Source organism: Streptomyces sp. DSM 116793, assembly GCF_057320905.1.
In genome coordinates, this window is the sequence record NZ_CM170494.1 from 3,794,859 (window position 1) to 3,816,407 (window position 21,549).

At 72.7% G+C, this 21,549-nt stretch carries 16 protein-coding genes; 3 read left to right on the forward strand and 13 right to left on the reverse strand.

What is annotated here, in order from left to right; translation table 11 throughout:
* Nucleotides 1–21: 21 nt before the first annotated feature.
* The 3 genes from galK to galT all read right to left on the reverse strand — a co-directional run bounded on the left by galK (nt 22) and on the right by galT (nt 3,400).
* Entirely contained in the window at nt 22–1,212 is a 1,191-nt protein-coding gene (gene galK / locus ACSMXW_RS14705) for a galactokinase (RefSeq protein WP_485806776.1), read from the reverse strand.
* Nucleotides 1,213–1,289: 77 nt separating this feature from the next.
* Nucleotides 1,290–2,282 carry a UDP-glucose 4-epimerase GalE gene (gene galE, locus ACSMXW_RS14710; protein ID WP_485806777.1) on the reverse strand — a complete coding sequence of 331 codons (993 nt, stop codon included), beginning with the start codon at nt 2,280–2,282 and terminating at the stop codon, nt 1,290–1,292.
* Nucleotides 2,279–3,400, reverse strand: a complete 1,122-nt coding sequence (gene galT, locus ACSMXW_RS14715; RefSeq protein ID WP_485806778.1) for a galactose-1-phosphate uridylyltransferase — start codon at nt 3,398–3,400, stop codon at nt 2,279–2,281. The genes galE and galT overlap by 4 nt, the downstream gene beginning before the upstream one ends.
* A 258-nt stretch (nt 3,401–3,658) precedes the next feature.
* Between galT and ACSMXW_RS14720 the strand changes: the two genes are divergently transcribed.
* The 3 genes from ACSMXW_RS14720 to ACSMXW_RS14730 all read left to right on the forward strand — a co-directional run bounded on the left by ACSMXW_RS14720 (nt 3,659) and on the right by ACSMXW_RS14730 (nt 7,155).
* Complete coding sequence (locus tag ACSMXW_RS14720) at nt 3,659–5,329, forward strand: sodium:solute symporter family protein (RefSeq protein WP_485806780.1); 1,671 nt, start codon at nt 3,659–3,661, stop codon at nt 5,327–5,329.
* A 49-nt stretch (nt 5,330–5,378) separates the two neighbouring features.
* Nucleotides 5,379–5,714 (forward strand): hypothetical protein, encoded by a 336-nt coding sequence (locus ACSMXW_RS14725; RefSeq protein ID WP_485806781.1) that lies wholly within the window; start codon nt 5,379–5,381, stop codon nt 5,712–5,714.
* Between the two features lie 316 nt (nt 5,715–6,030).
* Complete coding sequence (locus ACSMXW_RS14730) at nt 6,031–7,155, forward strand: hypothetical protein (RefSeq protein ID WP_485806783.1); 1,125 nt, start codon at nt 6,031–6,033, stop codon at nt 7,153–7,155.
* Nucleotides 7,156–7,786: 631 nt separating this feature from the next.
* On the opposite strand, the gene ACSMXW_RS14735 is transcribed toward ACSMXW_RS14730, so the two are convergent.
* The 10 genes from ACSMXW_RS14735 to rsmI all read right to left on the reverse strand — a co-directional run bounded on the left by ACSMXW_RS14735 (nt 7,787) and on the right by rsmI (nt 21,541).
* A complete protein-coding gene (locus ACSMXW_RS14735) occupies nt 7,787–8,470 on the reverse strand; it encodes a response regulator transcription factor (RefSeq protein WP_485806784.1) in 684 nt (227 codons plus the stop codon).
* A 394-nt stretch (nt 8,471–8,864) separates the two neighbouring features.
* Nucleotides 8,865–10,778: an outer membrane protein assembly factor BamB family protein gene (locus ACSMXW_RS14740; protein ID WP_485806786.1), complete on the reverse strand. Its 1,914-nt coding sequence runs from the start codon at nt 10,776–10,778 to the stop codon at nt 8,865–8,867.
* Nucleotides 10,779–10,839: 61 nt separating this feature from the next.
* Nucleotides 10,840–12,735, reverse strand: coding sequence for an outer membrane protein assembly factor BamB family protein (locus tag ACSMXW_RS14745; RefSeq protein WP_485806788.1), 1,896 nt, complete (start codon nt 12,733–12,735; stop codon nt 10,840–10,842).
* Between the two features lie 366 nt (nt 12,736–13,101).
* Nucleotides 13,102–14,916, reverse strand: a complete 1,815-nt coding sequence (locus ACSMXW_RS14750) for an ABC-F family ATP-binding cassette domain-containing protein (protein WP_485806790.1) — start codon at nt 14,914–14,916, stop codon at nt 13,102–13,104.
* A 120-nt stretch (nt 14,917–15,036) separates the two neighbouring features.
* Nucleotides 15,037–15,939 carry a 4-(cytidine 5'-diphospho)-2-C-methyl-D-erythritol kinase gene (locus ACSMXW_RS14755; RefSeq protein ID WP_485806791.1) on the reverse strand — a complete coding sequence of 301 codons (903 nt, stop codon included), beginning with the start codon at nt 15,937–15,939 and terminating at the stop codon, nt 15,037–15,039.
* The gene (rsmA, locus tag ACSMXW_RS14760; RefSeq protein WP_485806792.1) at nt 15,936–16,847 is read right to left on the reverse strand and encodes a 16S rRNA (adenine(1518)-N(6)/adenine(1519)-N(6))-dimethyltransferase RsmA; all 912 of its coding nucleotides are present in this window, start codon (nt 16,845–16,847) and stop codon (nt 15,936–15,938) included. Before rsmA ends, ACSMXW_RS14755 begins: the two co-directional genes overlap by 4 nt.
* Before the next feature lie 287 nt (nt 16,848–17,134).
* On the reverse strand, nt 17,135–18,718 hold the full coding sequence (locus ACSMXW_RS14765; RefSeq protein WP_485806793.1) for a resuscitation-promoting factor: 1,584 nt from the start codon (nt 18,716–18,718) through the stop codon (nt 17,135–17,137).
* 139 nt (nt 18,719–18,857) lie between these two features.
* Nucleotides 18,858–19,787, reverse strand: coding sequence for a TatD family hydrolase (locus tag ACSMXW_RS14770; RefSeq protein ID WP_485806794.1), 930 nt, complete (start codon nt 19,785–19,787; stop codon nt 18,858–18,860).
* Nucleotides 19,788–19,903: 116 nt separating this feature from the next.
* The gene (locus tag ACSMXW_RS14775) at nt 19,904–20,425 is read right to left on the reverse strand and encodes a hypothetical protein (protein WP_485806795.1); all 522 of its coding nucleotides are present in this window, start codon (nt 20,423–20,425) and stop codon (nt 19,904–19,906) included.
* Between the two features lie 216 nt (nt 20,426–20,641).
* A complete protein-coding gene (rsmI, locus tag ACSMXW_RS14780) occupies nt 20,642–21,541 on the reverse strand; it encodes a 16S rRNA (cytidine(1402)-2'-O)-methyltransferase (protein ID WP_485808039.1) in 900 nt (299 codons plus the stop codon).
* Nucleotides 21,542–21,549: the final 8 nt, after the last annotated feature.

Consider the following 21,549-nt stretch of genomic DNA (forward strand, 5'->3'; position numbering starts at 1 on the left):
ACGCCCCGGGCGTGCGCGCCCTCAGACGACCCGGTGCGCCCCCCGCGACGGTATCGCGGAGAACACCCGGGGGGCCGTGAAGCCGGCCGTGGCGAAGGCCTCGACGACCGCCGTCCCGATCTCCTCGGCACCGGCGCGCTCCACCAGCACCACCGCGGAACCCCCGAAGCCGCCGCCGGTCATCCGTGCCCCGAGCGCCCCCGCCGCGTTGGCCCGCTCGACCACCAGGTCCAACTCGGCGCAGGAGATCCGCAGGTCGTCGCGGAGCGAGGCATGGCCCTCGGTGAGCAGCGGGCCGATGGCGCGTACCTCGCCCGCGTCCAGCAGGGCGATGACCTGCTCCACCCGGTGGTCGTCGGCGACGACATGGCGGACGTAGCGGCGCACCCGGTCGTCCGGGGCCGCGCCGCGCCGCTCCCGCTCGGCCAGCCTCTCCAGGGCGGCCGGCAGCTCCGCGTAGCCGATGTCGCGCAGGTGCGGGACGCCGAGCAACCGGGCGCCCTCCTCGCACCCCGCGCGCCGCTCCGCGTACGCGCCGTCGCCCAGGACGTGCTTGACGCGGGTGTCCACCACCAGCAGGTCCAGGCCGTGCGCGGCGAGGTCGAAGGGGACCTGGCGCGTCGACAGGTCCCGGCAGTCCAGGTGGAGTGCGTGGCCCTCGGTGCAGCACGCGGACGCCATCTGGTCCATCACCCCGCAGGGCACGCCGACGAAGTCGTTCTCCGCGCGCTGGGAGAGGCGGGCCAGTTCGGGGCCCTTCAGGCCGAGGCCGAACAGGTCGTTCAGGGCGACGGCCGTGACCACCTCCAGCGCGGCCGACGAGGAGAGTCCCGCGCCGGTCGGCACGGTCGACGACAGGTGCAGGTCCGCGCCGGTGACGTCGTGCCCCGCCTGGCGCAGCGCCCAGACCACGCCCGCCGGATAGGTGGCCCAGCCGGCGTCGGCGCCCGGCACGAGGTCGTCGATGCGCAGCTCGGTCACGGGGGTGCCGGTGTCCGCGGAGTGCACCCGCAGCACGCCGTCGGTGCGCGCCGAGACGGCCGCGACGGCGGTGTGCGGCAGGGCGAGGGGCAGCACGAAACCCTCGTTGAAGTCCGTGTACTCGCCGATCAGGTTGACCCGTCCGGGAGCGGCCCAGACGCCGTCCGGCGCGGCCCCGTACAGCTTCTCAAAACCCTTGGCCACGGCCTCGGCCGTCTCTGGGCTGGTCACGGCGGCTCCTCCTGGTGCTGGCTGCTGAACTGGCGCGCCGCCCGGCGCGGGCCGGGCGGCGCGGTGGGACGGACGGGCTACGAAGCGGCCGGGCTCCCCGCCGCCGGCTCGCCGGCCACCTGCTGGGCGAACGCCCAGGCGTCGGCGACGATCCCGGCGAGGTCCGGGCGCGCGGGGCGCCAGCCGAGCCGGGTGCGGGCGGTCTCGGCGGAGGCGACCAGCACGGCGGGGTCGCCGCCGCGGCGCGCCGCGGCCACCTCCGGGATGGGGTGCCCCGTGACCTGGCGGACGGTCTCGATGACCTCGCGCACGGAGAAGCCGTTGCCGTTGCCGAGGTTGCAGATCAGGTGCTCGCCGGGGGTGGCGGCGTCCAGCGCGAGCAGGTGGGCCTCGGCGAGGTCGGCGACGTGGATGTAGTCGCGGATGCAGGTGCCGTCCGGGGTGGGGTAGTCGTCGCCGAAGACGGAGATGGCGTCGCGGCGGCCCTGCGCCACCTGGAGGACCAGCGGGATGAGGTGGGACTCCGGGTCGTGCCGCTCACCCTGGTCGCCGTACGCGCCCGCCACGTTGAAGTAGCGCAGCGAGACGGCGCCCAGTCCGTGCGCCGTCGCCTCCCCGCTGATCATGTGGTCGACGGCGAGCTTGCTGGCGCCATAGGGGCTGGTGGGCGCGGTGGGGTCGGACTCGGTGATGGGGGTGTTCACCGGCTCGCCGTAGGTGGCCGCGGTCGACGAGAAGACCAGGGTGCGGACCCCGGCGTCGCGCATCGCGGCGAGCAGGGCCATGGTGCCGCCGACGTTGTTCTCCCAGTACTTCTCGGGCTTCTCGACGGACTCGCCAACCTGGGAGAAGGCGGCGAAGTGGAGTACCGCGTCATAGCGGGAGTCCACCCATGTGGCGGCGTCCTGGACGCGGCCCTCGATGAACTCGGCGCCCGCGGGCACCGCCTGCCGGAAGCCCGTGGAGAGGTCGTCGAGCACCGTCACCCGGTGTCCGGCCTCAAGCAGGTGGGCCGCGACGACGCTCCCCACATAGCCCGCACCGCCGGTGACCAGATACGTCCCACTCATCTACTCGCTACCTCTCGCAGTCGCTCGGCCGCGGCCTCCGGCGGCACGTCGTTGATGAACACACTCATGCCGGATTCGGAACCCGCGAGGAACTTCAGCTTGCCGGAAGTGCGGCGGATGGTGAAAAGCTCAAGGTGGAGGGCGACGTCGTGGCGCGCGACCCCGAAGGGGGCGAGGTCGCCGGTGGGGGCCTGGTGCCAGGCGGAGATGTAGGGGGTGGGCGGGGTGTGCACCCCGGTGCCCGCCGCGGCCCCGGCGACAGCCGCGGCCCCGGTGCCCGTGGCGGTTTCGGTCGCGAATATCCGGTCGAAGCGCCTCAGGAGCTCCAGGTAGACCCGGGGGAACTCGGCGCGCGCGGCGTCGTCGAGCGCCGTCAGGTCGGGCACCCGCCGCCTGGGGTAGAGGTGTACCTCGTACGGCCAGTGCGCGGCGTAGGGGACGAACGCGGTCCAGTTCGGGGTGGACAGGACGACCCTGCGGCCGTCCGCCAGCTCGTCGGCGACGACGTCGTCGAAGAGGTTGCGGCCGGTGCGCTCCCGGTGGGCGGCGAGCGAGCGGAGCATCAGTGCCGTGCGCGGCGTGACGAACGGGTAGGCGTAGATCTGGCCGTGCGGATGGCCCAGGGTGACGCCGATCTCCTCGCCACGGTTCTCGAAGCAGAACACCTGGCGTACCGCGGGCAGCCGCCCCAGCTCCGCGGTGCGGTCGGTCCAGGCCGTCAGGACCAGTGCGGCCTGCTCCTCGGTGAGGTCGGCGAAGGACGCGTCGTGGTCCTGGGTGAAGCAGACCACCTCGCAGCGGCCCGAGTCGCCGGCCAGGGAGGGGAAGCGGTTCTCGAAGACCGCGACGTCGTACCAGGAGTCGGGGACCTCGCTCATCCGGCCCTCCCAGGACGGGCAGAGCGGGCACTCGTCGGCCGGCGGGTGGTATGTGCGGGCCTGGCGGTGCGAGGCGATGGCGACCGAGTCACCGAGCAGCCGGTCGTGGCGGATCTCGGAGCGCACCAGGGCGGCCGACTCCAGCGGGCGCCGGTCCACCGCGTCCCGGACGACGTCGTCGCGGAGGTCGTAGTAGATGAGTTCACGACCGTCGGCCAGCCGGGTCGAGGTCTTCTTCACGCCGTGCTCCCGCTTCCTGCCACCGCCCCAACATAACTAAACATAACAAACCACAACACAACAGCATCGTCAACGGAGGGGACGGGGTAAACCTAGGCGTTCTCTGTGAGGTTCCCCTCTCCCGACCGGGAACATCTCAGACAAAACGCCTCGCTCGATCACAATCAAACAAAGAACATCAAGGAAACGGTTCAGTTCTTAAAGGGAGAAGCGTAGGTTCCGCTCCGTTCAGTTCACGCAACGAAGCGGGTACCCCCCATGCATAACCTGGCCGATGGGCTCCGTCTCCCCACGAACGGGCTCGACTACACGATCCTCGCGATCTACTTCGCGGTCGTGCTGGGCATCGGGTTCGCCGCCCGGCGCTCGGTGAAGACCAGCCTCGACTTCTTCCTCTCGGGCCGCTCGCTGCCCGCCTGGGTCACCGGACTCGCCTTCGTCGCCGCCAACCTCGGCGCCACGGAGATCCTGGGCATGGCGGCCAACGGCGTGCAGTACGGCGCGTACACGGTGCACTGGTACTGGATCGGCGCCATCCCCGCCATGGTCTTCCTCGGCCTGGTGATGATGCCGTTCTACTACGGCTCGAAGGTGCGCTCGGTCCCGGAGTTCCTGCTGCACCGCTTCGGCCCTTCCTCGCACCTGCTCTCGTCGATCATCTTCGCCGTCTCCTCGGTGCTGATCGCGGGCGTCAACCTGTACGCCATGGCGATCGTGCTCCAGGCGCTGCTGGGCTGGCCGCAGTGGGTGGCCATCGTGGTGGCCGGGTTCTTCGTGCTGGTGTACATCACCATCGGCGGGCTCTCCTCGGCGATCTACAACGAGGTGCTCCAGTTCTTCGTGATCCTCGCGGCGCTGATACCGCTGACCATCGTCGGCCTGAAGCGGGTCGGCGGCTGGGACGGCATGAGCGACAAGCTCACCGCGTCACACGGTCAGGACTTCATGAGCGCCTGGGGCGGCACCGGCATCGGCTCGGCCAACCCGCTCGGCGCGAACTGGCTGACCATCGTCCTCGGCCTGGGCTTCGTGATGAGCTTCGGCTACTGGACGACCAACTTCGCCGAGGTGCAGCGCGCGCTGTCCGCGAAGAACCTCTCCGCCGCCAAGCGCACCCCGCTGATCGCCGCCTTCCCCAAGATCCTGATACCCATGGTCGTGGTGGTCCCCGGCCTGATCGCGCTGGTGATGGAGCCGACCATCGGCCAGAAGAACAGCGACCTCACCTACAACGACGCGATCCCGGTGCTGATGCGCGACCTGCTGCCCAACGGTGTGCTGGGCATCGCCGTGACCGGCCTGCTGGCCGCGTTCATGGCCGGTATGGCGGCGAACGTGTCGTCGTTCAACACCGTCTTCACCAACGACATATGGGCCGCCTACCTGAAGAAGGGCCAGAGCGACCGGCACTACCTGCTGACCGGGCGCGTGGTCACCGCGGCCGGTGTGCTGATCGGCATGGGCACGGCGTTCATCGCCTCCAGCTTCAGCAACATCATGAACTATCTTCAGACGCTGTTCTCGTTCTTCAACGTGCCGCTCTTCGTGGTCTTCATCATCGGCATGTTCTGGAAGCGGACCACCGCCGCGGCCGGCTTCTGGGGGCTGCTGTCCGGCACCGTCGCCGCGATGGTCAACTACTTCTGGCTCTACAAGCAGGGCGTCATCAGCATCCCCAGCGACCAGGGCGCCAACTTCGTCTCGTCCATCGTCGCCTTCGTGGTCGGCGCGGTCGTGATGGTCGTGATCTCGTACGCGACGAAGCCGAAGCCCGCCGAGGCGCTCGCCGGGCTGGTCTACGGCACCCGGTCCCCCGGGATGGAGGAGCCGCCCGGCGAGGGCGACGACGCGTGGTACCGCAGGCCGGCCCTGCTGGGCTGGGGCGCGGTGGTCCTCGCCGCGCTCTGCTACCTCCCCTTCTCCTTCTGAGCACGCTTCGAGCACGCTTCCCTCTGAGCACGTTTAAGGACGGCGCAGCATGTCTGACGACAACCAGAACGAGGCCGGCCGGGGCGGGGCCCCGGCGGAGGCCGACTACCAGGAGCAGGTGGCCGAGCTGGAGCGACGGTCCGCGACCGCCGCTCGGCTCTTCGACATCCGGCGGATCATCGGTGGGCTGTTCGTGGTGTACGGGGTGATCGTGACGATCGCCGGGTTCACCGCGTCCGACGCGGACATCAAGAAGGCGCAGGACATCAACATCAACCTGTGGACGGGGATCGGGATGCTCGTCCTGGGCCTGCTCTTCCTTCTCTGGCTGAAACTACGGCCTACGGTGCCGCCGGCTCCGCCGGTCTCCGAGTCGTCGGAGTAACGGCCCCCGGCCGGTCTGTTCCGGAAGGCCGGCCGGGGAACGAACGCGCGGCCCGCCCCTTGCCCGTGGCGACGCGCCGGCAGCCGTACGGTGTCACCGCCGGTGGTGTTGCTCCTGGGTCCCGGGGCGGGCCGGGCGCCCGCCCAGGCGGACCGGACGGCCGTAGCGGCGTTCGCACTCCTCGTTCACAAAACGCCCTTAGGACTTCCCTCAGTTGATACGCACTCGGTATAGGAAAGCGTTCCTGGGCGGGGGGTGGTCATGAAATCATCGAGGCTCACGCCGCCTACATCGCTTCTGAACGCTTGGATTTCACATGGGGCAGACGTCAGGTAGTCCGGTAGCACCCTCGGGCACCGCCATAGCCGCCGCGTCCGCGGCCGCACCAGCCAGGGAAGAAGAACCGGCTCCGTACCGCGCTGCCACCAAGGGCGCGGCGCCCGCGGCCGCGCAGGCACTCGCCGCCGGTGAACGGGAGCCGTCCACAAAACCGGCGACCGCCACCGGGACGGCACAGGCCGCTGCGGACGAACCGGAGCAGTCCGCCCGACAGGCAACTGCCGACGAGACCGCACAGACCGCCGCCGATGAGCCCGAGCCGTCCGCCCAACAGGCAACTGCCGACGAGACCGCACAGGCTGACGGCGAGGCCGGGACCGCGACCGCGGCGGCACCGGCCCCGGGGCGTCCGGGAAAGCCCGTCCTGGCGGCCGCGGGCATCGCCGGGGCCCTGCTGATGGGCATCCCGCTGATGTTCCTCGGCCGTGGCCAGGACGACGGGAAGAACGTCAGCAGCCAGTCCGACGTACCCGCGGGCACCGTGCTGGGCGACGCCGGCGACGGCGGGCAGGGCGGCTTCGCCGCGGCCGCTCCGACTTCGTCGGGGACCGGCAAACACCGGGGAAGCCCCGCGAAGAACGAGAAACTCGCGAAGACTTCGCCGAGTGACGTGCCCCAGTCCGAGAAGAAGGCCAAGCACGCGGCGCCGGACAAGACGTCCACGCACGCCACCGGATCCGGGCGCGCGCAGGAGACGGGTGACCGGACCACGGCCCCACGGCACCTCACCGCCGCGAACAGGACATCGGCTTCCCACCCGGGCGCCACCACCCTCGTGATCGGCGCGACGCGCGTGCTGAGCGCCGGCCAGTCCTGGAACGCGACGCGTGCGCGCATGGTGATGCAGGGCGACGGCAACCTGGTCATCTACGACGAGCACGGACACGCCCGCTGGGCCTCGCACACCTCCGGCTCGGGGAACAGGGCGGTGTTCCAGGCGGACGGCAACCTGGCCGTCTACAACAGCGCCAACCAGCCCCTCTGGACCTCGGGGACAGCCGGCCACAACGGCGCCGAACTCGTGCTCCAGAACGACGGAAACGTCGTGATCGAACAGGGCCAGGGCGGCCCGGTGTTCTGGGCGTCCAACACGGCGCACTGACACCGTCGCCTCCGCCCGCGGCCCGGGGCCGCCGGAACGCGTCGGCGGCGGTCGCCGCTGCGGCGGCGTGGGGAATCCGGCTTCGCCGCCGCAGAGAGCCAGGTTATGCGGAGCGCCCTTCCCCGGGTTCTCCACATTCTGACAATTAAAGTCGCGGGGCTTCCTCGTTCTCTCTCGAATCACCGGGAACCATTTGCTCGGAATTCAACAACGGCCGTGCGCGATATGGCAGTCTCACGGAAGCCGTGGCCGAGATGGCCGCGGAATACCTGTGACAAGAAAGAACGAGGACGAATCATGCGCACTATGGGAAGGCTTGCCGCCCTGCTGGCGACCATGCTGTTGGCAGCCGGAGCAGGTGTCGGCGTCGCCCAGGCCAGCACTGCCGGAGCACCTTGCTGCACCACCCCCGTCGGATGCGGTCTCGAGCCCCCGGTGCCCTGCGCCTGAGCCACTCCGGCAGAGCGTCCGCCCTGACGGCGTGTTCCGTACGGTGACGTGGTGGAGAGCTCGCGCCTGATCCGTCACCGCCCCTCGTCGGGCAGTGCGGGCCCGACCCGGACCGCATGACCCGGGTCGGGCCCGCGCCTCACACGGCGTTCCACCTCGCCAGGGTGCGGACCGGAAGCGGCTAACGCGCGCCGCGGGAGCGCCCCGCCCGGTCGAGGAGGCCCGTACGCGCGGCCAGGGCCGCGGCCTCCAGGCGGGAGCCGACGCCGAGTTTCATCAGGACCCGCTGGACGTGGGTGCGCGCCGTGGACGGCGCGATGCCCATGCCGGCCGCGATCAACCGGGTGCCCTCGCCGTCGGCGACCCGCACCAGCACCTCTACCTCCCGTGGCGTCAGCATCCCCAGCAGCCGCTGGCCCTCGTCGTCGGGTTGCGCGGCCGGGTTGAGCAGTTCGCCGAACGCCCCCTGAAGCAGCGCGGGGGCCACCGCGGCCTCCCCGGCACGGGCCTTGACGATGGCCCGCTCCACCCCCTCGATCCGCTCGTCGTGCCGGACGTATCCGCTGGCCCCGGCGGCGAACGCGGCGGCGATGCCACGCGGCGACGGCACGGGCCCGAGCACCACGACCGCCACCTGCGGGCGGTCCTGCTTGATCTTCAGCACCGGGTCGAAGACACCGGGCCGGTCGGGGGCGGCCGTGCCCAGCAGGCAGACCTCGGGCGCCCTCGCGATCACCAGTTCCGCGGCGCCGCCCGCGGGCGCGGCGGCCGCCAGCACCCGGTGCCCGCGCAGCTTAAGGGCCGATGCCAGTGCCTCGGCATGCAGCCGGTGATCGTCGACCACCACGATCCGGACCGCCGCCATAGAGCAACCCCCCAGTCCCCCATACCGAAACCGATCCCCCCTTCTCCCCCAGTGCCACAAAGGCCTGGGAGGTGCCCCACCAGTGCCCCAAGGGTCTGGTGGGCGCCCTGCCTGCGCTGTTCATCCCCCGGAAACTACACGCCTGTTCGACATTACGCTTCCCTTACCGTCGATAAGTCCGGGCGGTCACCGGAATTCGCCCTGTTCCTTTCGGGTCGCGGCCACCCACAGGGCCGGCCCGCGAACAGCCGCACGACGCGCGAACAGCCGCACCCCGGCGGTCTCGCCGCCCGGGAACGCCGTCCGGGAAGCCGTCCGCGAAGCCGTCCGGGAACGCCGACGGCCCCGCCCGGCAGGGGGCGGGGCCGTCGGCGCGTGCCGTGGAGCGCCGCGCTCAGTCGGTGAAGCCGATCGCCGCGTACGCCTTCTGGTCCGGGGTGATCGAGGAGCCGATGAGCTGCTTGGCGATGAACAGCTTGCCGTCGCCGTACAGGATCTCGGCCCGGTCCGGCACCATGCTGCTGAGCACGTCCAGCACGTTCCGGGACGCCGGGGTCTCAAGCAGCTTGGTCTCCTTCAACGTCCGGCTGTCGACCGAGACGATCTGCGCCCCCTTGTCATAGGGGCCGTCCTTGTAGGCGAGGATGTTGGAGCCGTCCATCCGGAGCGGGAAGATCTTGTACCGCTGGCCGGCGTCGGCGCGGTCACCGGTGGGCTTCCCGGTGGCCAGGTCGAACGAGACGATCTCGTTCGTGGTGCTGTACCCGTTCCCGCTGCCCTCGTGCTCCGCGGTCGGCACGTACAGCTTGTCGTTGCCGACGGTGATGGCGAAGCACGAGTGGACCTCGGTGATCTCGCAGCGGTGGTTGTACTTGTCGGGTTCCAGCGTGATCTTCGAGCGCAGCTTGCCGGTGGCGTCGTCGAGCGCGAAGACGTCCGTGACGCCGGAGGCGGTGATCTCACCGGAGTCCACACCGAAGACCACCGGCTTGGAGGAGATCACCTTGGCGTTGTCGACGCCGTCGGGAAGCTTGTACGACCACTTGGGCTTGCCGCTCTGGTCGAGCAGCTGCACCGAGATCTTCGGATGGTCGTACTCACCGCAGGTGCGGACCGCGACGAGCTGCTCGCCACCCCGGTAACCGACGTCGTGGCACTGGTCGCCGGGCTGCGGGGTCCACTTCGCCTTGCCCGTCGCGAGGTCGAACGCGGCGCCGCCGTCGGTGCCGCCGCCCACGGCGACCACGTTCCCGCTGATGCTCACCTCGTCGTAGTCGGGCTTGTCGTCGCCGAGCAGGATCTCCTTGGACCAGAGCTTCTTGCCCGAGGTGAGGTCGATGGCCGCGAGCTTGTCGCAGTGCTTGTAGTCGTTCCTGCCCTTGGACTTGCCCTCCGCGTAGACCACCGCGGCCACACCCGCGTCGGTGACCTCGGGCGAGCCGGCGCAGGCCTGGCCGTCCAGGGGGATGGTCCAGGACTGCTTGCCGCTGGCGGTGTCGTAGCCGACGATCTTGTCCTCGCCGGACTTGGCGTAGACGGAGCCGTGCAGCCAGGAGCCGTGCACGTCCATCACGTCCTGCTTGCCGACCTCGGGCGCCGGGACCTGCATGAGCACCCTGGCGCTGGTGTTGGACGGCACCTTCTCCTTGCCGCCCCCGCCCTGGCCGCCGTTCGCGTTCTTGCCGTCGCCGCCGGCGGAGCCGCCGCTGCCCGACGAGGAGGCCTCGTCCTTCTTGTCGCCGGAGCCCGAGGACGCGTACCAGATGCCGCCGCCGACGATCAGCGCGACGGCCACGACCGCCGCGATGATGATCGTCATCTGGGCGTTGATCTTCCGGCCGCCGGACGCCGCGGGATGCCCCACGCTCGTCTGCGGGTACGGGCCGCCGTAGGGCTGCTGGGCCGGATAGCCGTACTGCTGCACGCCCGGCTGCACCCCGGGCTGGGCCACGACCGTCGGCTGCTGGGCGGCGCCGGGACCCCCCGGGAACCCAGGGCCCTGCTGGCCGTAACCGGACTGCCCGTAGCCGGGCTGCCCATAACCGGGCTGGCCGCCGGGCGGCACGGGCGGCTGACCGGGCGGGCCGGGCGGCACGGGCGGCTGACCGGGCGGAGGAGCCTGCGGCGGCTGGCCCGGGGGCGGCGGAGGAGCCTGCGGGGGCCCGGGCGGCGGCGGAGTCGCCGGGTAGCCGTAACCGGGGCTCTGGGGCGGGGTGGGCGGCTGGTCCTGCGGTGCGCCGAAGCCGGGGGGAGGATCCTGCGGTGCGCCGAACCCGCCCTGCGGCGGCTGGCTGGGCGGCTGCGTCATGACGTGTCAACCTCTGGGAAGCGGGCGGAGTGGTCGGGAGGACGGAGCGGGGCGGGGCTCATCAGTTGCCGAATGCCATCATCAGCTTCTCCGGGGCCTTGTCATTGCCCGTCAGCCGAGTGGTGGAGATGTAGAAGCGCCCGTCCACGTAGTCGATCGCCTTCGAGAAGAAGCCGTTCTCGATCTCCGCCGCGGACTGCGGGTTCTGCAGCAGCGTCTTCGCCTTGTGGTCGCCGCCGGTCGGGATCGACAGCACCCTGCCCCCCTTGTCGTACGAGGGGTCCTCGTAGGCGATGAGGGCGCCGCCGGACACCTTCATCGGCAGCATGGCGGTGTCGCCGGGGGCCTTGACCCGCCACTTCTCCTTGCCGGTGCCCAGGCTGATCGCGACGATGTCGTTCGCGCCGCTCTTCGCCTCGGTGGGCAGGTAGAGGGTGTCGGCGTCGGAGGCCACGCCCACGCAGCGCTGGAGGTCACGGTCGATGACCGAGAAGCCGCACTCGGGCGCGAAGCTCTCGTCGACGTCGACCTGCGAGCGGGTCGCGCTCGAATTGTCCTTGAGGGTGCTGATGTTCCACTGCTTCTTGTCCTCGTTGGTGAGGTAGAGGACGACGGGGCTGGTGGAGTACACCTGGCTGAGCTGCCAGCCCTTGGGCAGGTCCTTGGTCCACTTGGTCCTGCCGCTCACGGGATCCAGCTCCTCCACCCGCTCGTGCTGGTTCGGCTGGCCGGCCGCGCAGGACAGCGCGAGGATGATCCGGTCGCCGCCGGTGAAGCCGCTGGGGAAGCAGACGCCCTCCTTCTCCTCCTTCTTGGTCCACAGCTGCTTGCCGTCGCTCACCCGGAGGGCGACGCCGGACTGGTCACGGCCCACGATCACGGTGTCCTTGGCGATGGACAGCTCCAGGGTGATCGTGCTGTCGAAGAGTTCGCCCTCTTCGATCTTCTTCGTCCAGCCCTTCTTCCCGGTCTTCAGGTCGATCTGGACGAGCTGGTTGCACTTGGCCGAGTTCGTGGTGTCGCTCTTGTAGGCGACCACGACCTTGCCGTCCTGGCTCACCTGCCTGGACGCGGCGCAGATCGCCTGCGGCAGGGTGACCGGCGCGTATGCCGGGGTGCCGTCGGCGACCCGGTACGCCAGGATCTGCTTGTACGCGGCCTTGACGGCCACCGTGTCGGTGATCCACATGCCGGGGGCGGCCGCTCCGGAACGGGGAGCGTCCGGCGCCGACTTGTACCAGAGCACCTTGTCCTCGCCCGCCTGGCGTCCGGCGTTGAGGTTGTCGGGGTCGCCGCCGCCCTTGCCCTCGCCGTCGCCGCTGCCGTCACCCGGGTTGACGGGGGCCGAGGCGCCGGGGCTCTTGGGGGCGTCGGCCTCCTTCTGCTTGCCGTCGTCCCCGCCGGAGACCGCCCACACGACACCACCGGCCACCAGCAGCACGGCCACCGCCGCGCCGATGATCGCCGCGGGCTTGCCCTTGAACGGGCTCTTCCCGCCACTGCCTCCCGGCATCCCCGGCATACCGGGCCCGCCGGGCATGCCGGGGCCGGGAGGGTACTGCCCCTGCTGCGGGTAGCCGAAGCCGGGTGCCGCGGGCTGACCGTAGGGGCCCACCTGCTGCGGCTGGGGGTAGGGCTGCGCGTACGGGTTGTTGGCGGCGGGCTGCTGCTGCGGGTAGCCGTAGCCCGGTCCGGCGGGCTGCTGGGGCTGGGGTTGCTGGGGTTGGCCGTACCCGCCCTGGCCCGCGGGGGGCGGGGTGGCCGGGGCCGGCGGCGGTGGGGTGCCGGGGGCCGGCGGCGGTGGGGTGCCCGGCATCTGCGGGGGCCGACCGGGTGGCGGCGGTGGCGTACCGGGCTGGTTCGGGTAGCCCCCGCCGGGGCTGCCCGGCGGGTTCCGGGATGGGTCCTGTGGAGCTCCGAAGCCGCCCTGCGGCGGCTGGTTGGGCGGCTGAGTCACAGCGCTCCCCCCTCGTTTCACTGATATCTCGCCTGGCCGAGGCCCGCCGGCGCCCCGTGGCCGTCACGGCGGTCGGACCGTCACAGCCGTCCGACCGTCACGGTCGTCGGAACCGTCACGGTCGTCGGCACCACCACGGCCGTCAGACCCGTCACGGCCGTCGGGCTCCTACGACCGTCGGAACGTCACGGCCGGGGCCCGGGGCTCATCCCGGGATGCGCACAACGCTGGTTTTCGGCACACCTGATCGCGCTCAGGTTGTCGTCCAGGGCGCCTTTCTATCACCCTGACGCCCTAGCACACCTGATCGGATCGTGTCCTGTTCCCAACGTCGGACCCTGCCGTGATGGCTCTGTTACGCGGTTTTCACGCGTCCTCCGCGAGCTCCAGCCAGCGGTTCTCCAGTTCCTCACGGCGGCCGGCGAGTTCACGCAGCTCCCCGTCCCATTCGGCCACTTTCTCGAAATCGGTTGCGTTGTCGGCGATCCTGGTGTGCAGTTCCTTCTCGGATTCCGCGATCTTGTCCAATTGCCGCTCGATGCGCTGGAGTTCCTTCTTCGCGGCGCGTGCGTCGGCCGCCGAGACGGCGCGCGCCGCCTTCTGCGCCTCCCCGGCCGCCGGGGCGGGCACCGCGGCCGCGGCCTGGCGCATCCGCTCCCGCCGCTCCAGGTACTCGTCCACGCCGCGCGGCAGCATCCGCAGGGTCCGGTCGCCCAGCAGCGCGAACACCCGGTCGGTGGTGCGCTCCAGGAAGAACCGGTCGTGGGAGATCACGACCAGGGTGCCGGGCCAGCCGTCGAGCAGGTCCTCCAGCTGGGTGAGGGTCTCGATGTCCAGGTCGTTGGTGGGCTCGTCGAGGAAGAGCACGTTGGGCTCGTCCATCAGCAGCCGCAGGAGCTGGAGCCGGCGGCGCTCACCGCCGGAGAGGTCGCCCACCGGCGTCCACTGCTTCTCCTTGCCGAAGCCGAACGTCTCGCAGAGCTGGCCGGCCGTCAGCTCCCGGCCCTTGCCGAGGTCGACGCGCTCCCTGACCTGCTGCACGGCCTCCAGCACCCGCAGCGCCGGGTCGATCTCCCGCACCTCCTGGGAGAGGAACGCGGGCCGCACGGTCCTGCCGACCACGATCCGCCCGCCCGCCGGCTGGGCGTCGCCGCCGCTGGCCGCCGCCTCGGTCATGGCGCGCACCAGGGAGGTCTTGCCCGCGCCGTTCACCCCCACCAGGGCGATCCGGTCGCCCGGGCCGAGCTGCCAGGTCACGTGCTCCAGCAGCGTCTTGGGGCCGGCCTGGACGGTGACGTCCTCCAGGTCGACCACGGTCTTGCCGAGCCTGGACGAGGCGAACCGCATCAGCTCGCCGCTGTCGCGGGGCGGCGGCACGTCCTTGATCAGCTCGTTGGCCGCCTCGATGCGGAAGCGGGGCTTGGACGTCCGCGCCGGGGCGCCGCGCCGCAGCCAGGCCAGCTCCTTGCGGACCAGGTTCTGCCGCTTGGCCTCCTCGCTCGCGGCGATGCGCTCCCGCTCGGCCCGCGCGAAGACGTAGTCGGAGTACCCGCCCTCGTACTCGTGGACGGTGCCGCGCTGCACGTCCCACATGCGCGTGCAGACCTGGTCGAGGAACCACCGGTCGTGCGTGACGCAGACCAGCGCGGAGCGGCGGGCCCGCAGGTGCCCGGCGAGCCAGGCGATGCCCTCCACGTCCAGGTGGTTGGTGGGCTCGTCCAGGACGATCAGGTCCTGCTCGGCGATGAGCAGCTTGGCCAGCGCGATACGCCGCCGCTCGCCGCCGGAGAGCGGCCCGATGACGGTGTCCAGGCCGGCCGGGAAGCCGGGCATGTCCAGGCCGCCGAAGAGGCCGGTGAGCACGTCGCGGATGCGGGCGTCGCCGGCCCACTCGTGGTCGGCGAGGTCGCCGATCACCTCGTGCCGCACCGTGGCCGCCGGGTCGAGGGAGTCGTGCTGGGTGAGCACGCCGAGGCGCAGGCCGCCGCTGTGCGTGACGCGTCCCGAGTCGGCCTCCTCCAGCTTGGCCAGCATCCGGATCAGGGTGGTCTTGCCGTCGCCGTTCCGCCCGACGACGCCGATCCGGTCGCCCTCCGAGACGCCGAGGGAGACCGAGTCGAGCAGGGCACGGGTGCCGTACACCTTGCTGACTGCCTCGACATTGACCAGATTGACGGCCACCGACACTCCTGACGCGCTGCGGGACGGATCAGCCTCCCAGCGTACTTGCCGGGGGTGACGGCGGACCGGGGCGCGGGCCGCGGTGGAACGCGCCCCGGCACGCGGCGGTGCGGCCGGGCGCTACGGCACGACGGTGGCGCCCGGGGCCGGGGCCGTCGCCACCCGTGCGGTGCGGCAGGTGCCCGAGTCCAGCAGGGCGTCCGCGACGGTGCGGGCCGCGGCGGCGTCCGCGGCGAGGAAGGCCGTGGTGGGTCCCGAGCCGGAGACCAGGGCGGCGAGCGCGCCCGCCTTGGTGCCGGCGGTCAGGGTGTCGGCGAGCGACGGGCGCAGGGAGAGCGCGGCGGGCTCCAGGTCGTTGCCGACCGCGGCCGCGAGGGCCACCGGGTCGCCGTCCCGCAGCGCCGCGAGCAGTTCCCCGGACGCCACCGGCGCGGGCACGGGCACGCCCCGCTCGGCCGCCAGCCGGTCGAACTCCCGGTACACGGCGGGCGTGGAGAGTCCGCCCTCGGCGAGCGCGAACACCCAGTGGAAGGTGCCGCCTACCGGCAGTTCGCTCAGGTGCTCGCCCCGCCCGGTGCCGAGCGCCGCCCCGCCGACCAGGCTGAAGGGCACGTCGCTGCCGAGGCCGGCCGCCAGCTCCAGCAGCTCGGCCCGGCCGGCGCCGGTCCCCCACAGCGCGTCGCACGCGACCAGCGCACCGGCGCCGTCCGCGCTGCCGCCCGCCATGCCGCCGGCCACGGGGATGTCCTTGGCGATGTGGATGTGCACGTCGGGGGAGCGTCCGGCCCGCTCGGCCAGTGCGATGGCGGCGCGGGCCGCGAGGTTGCCCCGGTCCAGCGGCACCTGGTCGGCGCCCGGGCCCGAACAGGTCACCCACAGGTCGTCGGCGGGCTCGACGGTGATCTCGTCGTGGAGGCCCACGGCCAGGAACACATTGGCCAGGTCGTGGTAGCCGTCCGGGCGCGCGGCGCCCACCGCGAGCTGGACGTTCACCTTGGCCGGGACCCGTACGGTCACTGTCACTGCGCTCTCCGCCTCTCCGCGGGCCGCGCACCCGCGGCCCGTCCTTGCTCGCCGCCCGCCCGGGGCCTGTTCTCGGCGATACGGGCGAACTCTGCCACGGTCAGCGCCTCGCCCCGCGCCTGCGCCGGCACGCCGGCCGCGACCAGCGCGGACTCGGCTGCGGCCGGGGAGCCGGCCCAGCCCGCGAGGGCGGCCCGCAGGGTCTTCCTGCGCTGCGCGAAGGCGGCGTCGACCACCGCGAAGACCTCCTCCTTGGAGGCGGTGGTGGCGATCGGCTCGGTCCTGCGCACCAGGGAGACCAGGCCGCTGTCCACGTTGGGCGCGGGCCAGAAGACGTTCCGGCCGACGGCGCCGGCCCGTTTGACGCGGGCGTACCAGTTCGCCTTGACCGAGGGCACGCCGTACACCTTCGAGCCGGGGGCGGCGGCGAGCCGGTCGGCGACCTCGGACTGCACCATGACCAGGGCGCGTTCGAGGCTGGGGAAGGTGTCGAGCATGTGCAGCAGGACCGGGACGGCGACGTTGTAGGGGAGGTTGGCGACCAGGGCGGTCGGGGGCGGGCCGGGCAGGTCCCGGATGTGCAGGGCGTCGGCGCGCACCAGCGCGAACCGGTCCGCGCGCTCCGGGAGGCGGGCGGCGACGGTGCCGGGCAGTGCGGCGGCGAGGGTGTCGTCGATCTCGACGGCGGTGACGTGGCCGGCGGCCTGAAGGAGGGCGAGCGTGAGGGAGCCGAGGCCCGGGCCGACCTCCACGGCGACGTCGTCCGGCCGGACGTCCGCGGTGCGGACGATGCGGCGGACCGTGTTGGCGTCGATCACGAAGTTCTGGCCGCGCTGCTTGGTCGGCCGTATGTCGTGTACGGCCGCCAGTTCCCTGATCTCTGCGGGGCCCAGCAACACATCTTCCACAGGCCCACCCTATGCGCCGCCCAGCCCGGCCCACTCAGGGGCGCCGGACCGTGTCGGTATGCGGCTCCGCCGCGTGGGCGCGACCAGCCGCGACGCGACCGTCGGATCGTCACCGGCCCAAGGGGGCGGTCCCTGTCGCAGCCAGACCACGGGCCGGTGGCGGGTTTCGCGCGCAGTTCCCCGCGCCCCCAGGGGAGCCGGGGGCACTGGAGACATCGGGGGCACCGGAGGCACCAGAGGCACCGGAGGCACCGGAGGCACCGGAGGCACCGGAGGCACCGGCACGGTCAGCCTCTGAGGTGGGTGCCGCAGACCGGCCAGGGGCTGGCGCCGCGCTGGGCGTACAACTGCTTGGCCAGGCGGGTCTGCTCCGCAGGGGGCGCGTTCTGGGGCAGGCCCCGCCCCCCGAGGCTCCGCCACGTCGCCACGTCGAACTGGTACAGGCCGCCATACGTCCCGGACGGATCCACCGCATCCGGCCGCCCGCCGGACTCGCAGCGCGCCAGCGCCTCCCAGTCCAGCCGTTCCGACCCGGCGCCGCCCCCCGGCGCCGGACCGCTCCCGGCGTGCGCCCGGGCACCGCCCGGCGCCCGCGCGCCGGCACCCACCAGGACCACCGCGTCCCGCGGCCGTACCACCACGTCCTCCGCCACCCGCCGGGACCGGTGCGCCACCCCGTCCACCGTCCGCGTGGCATACGTCACCCGCCGGGTCCCGGCACGGCCCGCCCGCTGCACGACCTCCTTGCCGGCCGGCAGCGAGGGGTCCACCACCCGCCGCACCCCGAACGGAATCGACTCGGCCCGCACCTTGCGCCCCACCGTGATCCGCGTGATCGTCACCATCTGCCCGTCGTGCGGGAAGCTGCCCGCCGCCGTGGACAGCCGGTCGTGCCCGCGCAGCCGCATCCCGGCCTCGCGCAGCGCCGCGGCGACACTCGCCGCGTTGGTGTGCACTGTGCGCGTCCGGCCGTCCGCCGCGACCCGCAGCGTCCGCTCCGTGCGGACGTCGAACGCCAGTCCCTCCCGGCCGATCCGCCGGGACCGGGACACGGACAAGTACGCGCCCTCGGGGCGTACCCCGAGGGCGCGTAGCGCACCGTCGACCGTGTGCGCGGTCGTCCACACCTTGCGGCGCGCCCCGTCGACGGTGAGCCGAAGGGGCCGCCCATGGCGCACGGCCACCTCGTCCCCGCTGGTCAGCGGGGTGCGCGGGGTGGGCGCGACGATGTCGTGGGCGCCGACGACGATCCCCTGGTCGGCCAGGAGCCCGGCCACGTCGTCGGCGAACGTATGCAGTATGCGCGGCGCCCCGTCGATGCTGAGCCTGACCTCCTTGTCGTCGGCGACGAACGCGGACGTGCCCCCGGCGAGACACGCCACCACCAGCGCCTGCGGCAGCAGCCGCCGCAGCGGCTCCCGCCGCGCCCAGCCCCCGCGCACCCGGGCGCCCCCGGCCCCCGCCCCAAGCCCGCCCCCGGCGCGGACGACCTCGCCCGCACCGGCCCCGCCCGCGCCGGCCCCGGCGCCGTCCGGCGAGCCGGCCGCCGCGGACGCGCCGCCCTCCGGGGCCGCGGCCGCCTTGCCGCGCCGCCGGGCGCGAGCCGGAACCCCGCACACCGCCCGCGCCGCGCTCAGCGCCTCGCGCGCACCCCGGGTGCCGCGCGCCTGCCGCTCCTGACGCACCTCGCGGACGGTCCGCACGGCCCGCTCGGCCCGGCCGGTCCCGCACAGCGGCCGGCCGTGGGCGTCGCGGGGGTGCTCGCGCAGCCGCAGGGACGAGGCGCCGTCCCGGATGCCGCGCGGTTGGTGGTGCGGTCGGCCGGCGCGTCCGCCGGCCGCCGGTCCGTCGTGACGGCTGTCTGTGCTCATGCCAACGCTCCAAGGAGAGTCCGGTCAGGGCGGGACCGAACCTAATGAGCGTTGGTCACTCTCCCAAGCAAGCCGATCACGCCGTGTCGCGGCGGCCTCCCACGATCGGCCGCACCCGAAAGTTTCGTACCGTAATCATTCAGTAACCGAAAGCGCGGCCTGTATTGGCGGATACCGCCGCCGCCAAGGTCTCCTCGGTGACGCCCTTCACCGCCGCCATGGCCCGTACCGTGACCGGAATGAGATATGGAGCGTTCGGCCGTCCGCGGTACGGCGCGGGGGTCAGGAACGGCGCGTCGGTCTCGACGAGCACGAGATCGAGCGGCGCGACGGCGAGCGCGTCCCGCAGCGGCTGGGCGTTCTTGAACGTGACGTTCCCGGCGAACGACATGTAGTAGCCGTGCGCCGCGCAGACCTCCGCCATGGCGGCGTCGCCGGAGTAGCAGTGGAAGACCGTGCGCTCCGGGGCGCCCTCCTCCTTGAGGATGCGCAGCACGTCGGCGTGCGCGTCGCGGTCGTGGATGACCAGCGCCTTGCCGTGCCGCTTGGCGATCTCGATGTGCGCGCGGAAGGACCGCTCCTGGGCGGCGCGGCCCGCCTCGCCGGTGCGGAAGTGGTCCAGCCCCGTCTCGCCGACGGCCCTGACGTGGTCGAGGCCGGCCAGCCGGTCGATCTCGGCCAGCGCCTCGTCGAGCGCGGCGGCGCCGCCCGGGGCCCGCGCGCCCTGCCGCGGTGTGCCCTCCGGGTCCCCGTGCACGATCCGCGGCGCCTCGTTCGGATGGAGGGCGACGGCCGCGTGCACGGCCTCGTGTGCGGCCGCCGTCTCGGCCGCCCAGCGGGAGCCCGGCACGTCGCAGCCGACCTGGACGACGGTCGTGACCCCCACCGAGGCCGCCTTCGCGAGCGCCTCCTCGACGGTGCCGGACTGCATGTCGAGGTGCGTGTGCGAGTCGGCCGCCGGCACCGGCAGGGGCTCGGGCAGCGGGGGTGGGGCCTGGCGGTCGGCCTTCTTCGCCCGGCCCGGCGTCGGGGTCGGGGTCGGGGTCGCGGCGGCGTCGTTCGCGGACATGCACCCGATCCTACGAACCGGCCCACGCCCGCCTCAGGGGTGCCCGCCGCCCCGGCCCACCGTCTCGCGGCCGGCCGGCCCCGGCCGACCGTCCCGTGGCCGGCCGAGGCGTCGTCTCAGCGCGCCCGCCGCTGCATGTGCAGCAGCCGCAGCAGGCCTGACACGTGCCAGGAGTGGCGGCCTGCCTCTCCGGCGCCGCTCCCGGCCCCGCCGGGAGCGGCACTCCCGGAACCGCCCGCGCCCCCGGCGCCCTCCGCCAGGGCCGCGGCGTCCGTGGACCCGGTGCGGTACGGGCCCCTCCGCCGCCGGGCGGACCCCTCGACGGCCGGCCCGCCGAGCGCCTGCCCCGGCACCCGGTCGGCGCGCATCCACTCGCGCACCGTGGAGACCCGGCCCGGGCGCATGATCCTGACCACGTGCCCGTCGCAGTGGTCGCACGTCGGCTGGCTCAGTGGCGACGGCACCCGTTGGCCGTCCGCCTTGTAGACGACGAATTCCTTGCCGTTCACATCTATGTGGTGCTCTATGTCGTACGACTGCTCCCAGCCGTGCCCACAGCGCATGCAGACGAATGAATACGACTCGTGCACAACCGGGAGTCCGGTGGCGCTGCGGCCGGTCCCTGCGATCTCACTCATGCCAGCTCCTCGTGTCCGCTGGACGAGCACTTCCGGACCCTCGGAGACCGTGCGGCCCCGACGGCCCGCGGAAGCGGGGGACGGAAGCGTCCTCCCTGTCCAGTGGACGCTTCTCACGGCGTGGGTGCACCAGGCCTGTCGACTATTGAACGCGATTTGGCAATTCCGCTAAGAATCAGCCGGATTCAGCCGGAGACGCGGTACTTGCTTTGCTTTTCACGATAGTCCTTTGCCGTGCCCTGGGGCGTTCGGGAAGTCCTGGGTCCGTGCGGGGTCGCGGGCGGCGTTCTTGGCCGCCACCACCGCGTCGAACACCTCGCGCTTGGGCACTCCCGCCGCGGCCGCCACCGCGGCGATCGCCTCCTTGCGCCGCTCCCCCGCCTCCTCGCGCACCCGCACCCTGCGCACCAGCTCGGCGGCGTCCGGCGCGGCGTCCCCGGGCGAGGTGTCCGCGCCCGCCACGACCACGGTGATCTCGCCCCGCACCCCCTGCGCCGCCCACGCGGCGAGCTCGGCCAGCGTGCCCCGCCTGACCTCCTCGTAGGTCTTGGTCAGCTCCCGGCAGACCGCCGCCCTGCGCTCCCCGCCGAACGCCTCGGCCATCGTGGCGAGGGTGGCGTCCAGGCGGCGCGGCGACTCGAAGTAGACCTGCGTCCTGCGCTCCCGGGCCGCCTCGGCGAGCCGGGCGCGCCGCTCGCCGGGCTTGCGGGGCAGGAACCCCTCGAAGCAGAACCGGTCCACCGGCAGCCCGGAGAGCGCGAGCGCGGTGAGCACGGCCGACGGGCCCGGCACCGCGGTGACCCGGATGCCCCCCTCCACCGCCGCCGCCACCAGCCGGTACCCCGGGTCCGAGACCGACGGCATGCCCGCGTCGGTGACCAGCAGCACCCGGGCCCCGTCCGCGAGCGCCGCCACCAGCTCGGGGGTGCGGGCCGCCTCGTTGCCCTCGAAGTACGACACGACACGCCCGGCGGGACGAACCCCGAGCGCCTGGCAGAGCCGGCGTAGCCTGCGGGTGTCCTCGGCGGCCACCACGTCGGCGCCCGCCAGCTCGGCGGCGAGCCGCGGCGGTGCGTCCCGGGCGTCGCCGATGGGGGTGCCGGCCAGCACCAGCACCCCGCCAC

What these genes read in the sequence shown, in the direction of transcription:
- ACSMXW_RS14725 (WP_485806781.1), top strand. Translation starts at nt 5,379, where the DNA reads ATGTCTGACGACAACCAGAACGAGGCCGGCCGGGGCGGGGCCCCGGCG.
- ACSMXW_RS14775 (WP_485806795.1), bottom strand. Translation starts at nt 20,425, where the DNA reads ATGAGTGAGATCGCAGGGACCGGCCGCAGCGCCACCGGACTCCCGGTT.
- galE (WP_485806777.1), bottom strand. Translation starts at nt 2,282, where the DNA reads ATGAGTGGGACGTATCTGGTCACCGGCGGTGCGGGCTATGTGGGGAGC.
- ACSMXW_RS14730 (WP_485806783.1), top strand. Translation starts at nt 6,031, where the DNA reads ATGGGGCAGACGTCAGGTAGTCCGGTAGCACCCTCGGGCACCGCCATA.
- ACSMXW_RS14720 (WP_485806780.1), top strand. Translation starts at nt 3,659, where the DNA reads ATGCATAACCTGGCCGATGGGCTCCGTCTCCCCACGAACGGGCTCGAC.
- ACSMXW_RS14740 (WP_485806786.1), bottom strand. Translation starts at nt 10,778, where the DNA reads ATGACGCAGCCGCCCAGCCAGCCGCCGCAGGGCGGGTTCGGCGCACCG.
- ACSMXW_RS14770 (WP_485806794.1), bottom strand. Translation starts at nt 19,787, where the DNA reads ATGTCCGCGAACGACGCCGCCGCGACCCCGACCCCGACCCCGACGCCG.
- ACSMXW_RS14735 (WP_485806784.1), bottom strand. Translation starts at nt 8,470, where the DNA reads ATGGCGGCGGTCCGGATCGTGGTGGTCGACGATCACCGGCTGCATGCC.
- ACSMXW_RS14765 (WP_485806793.1), bottom strand. Translation starts at nt 18,718, where the DNA reads ATGAGCACAGACAGCCGTCACGACGGACCGGCGGCCGGCGGACGCGCC.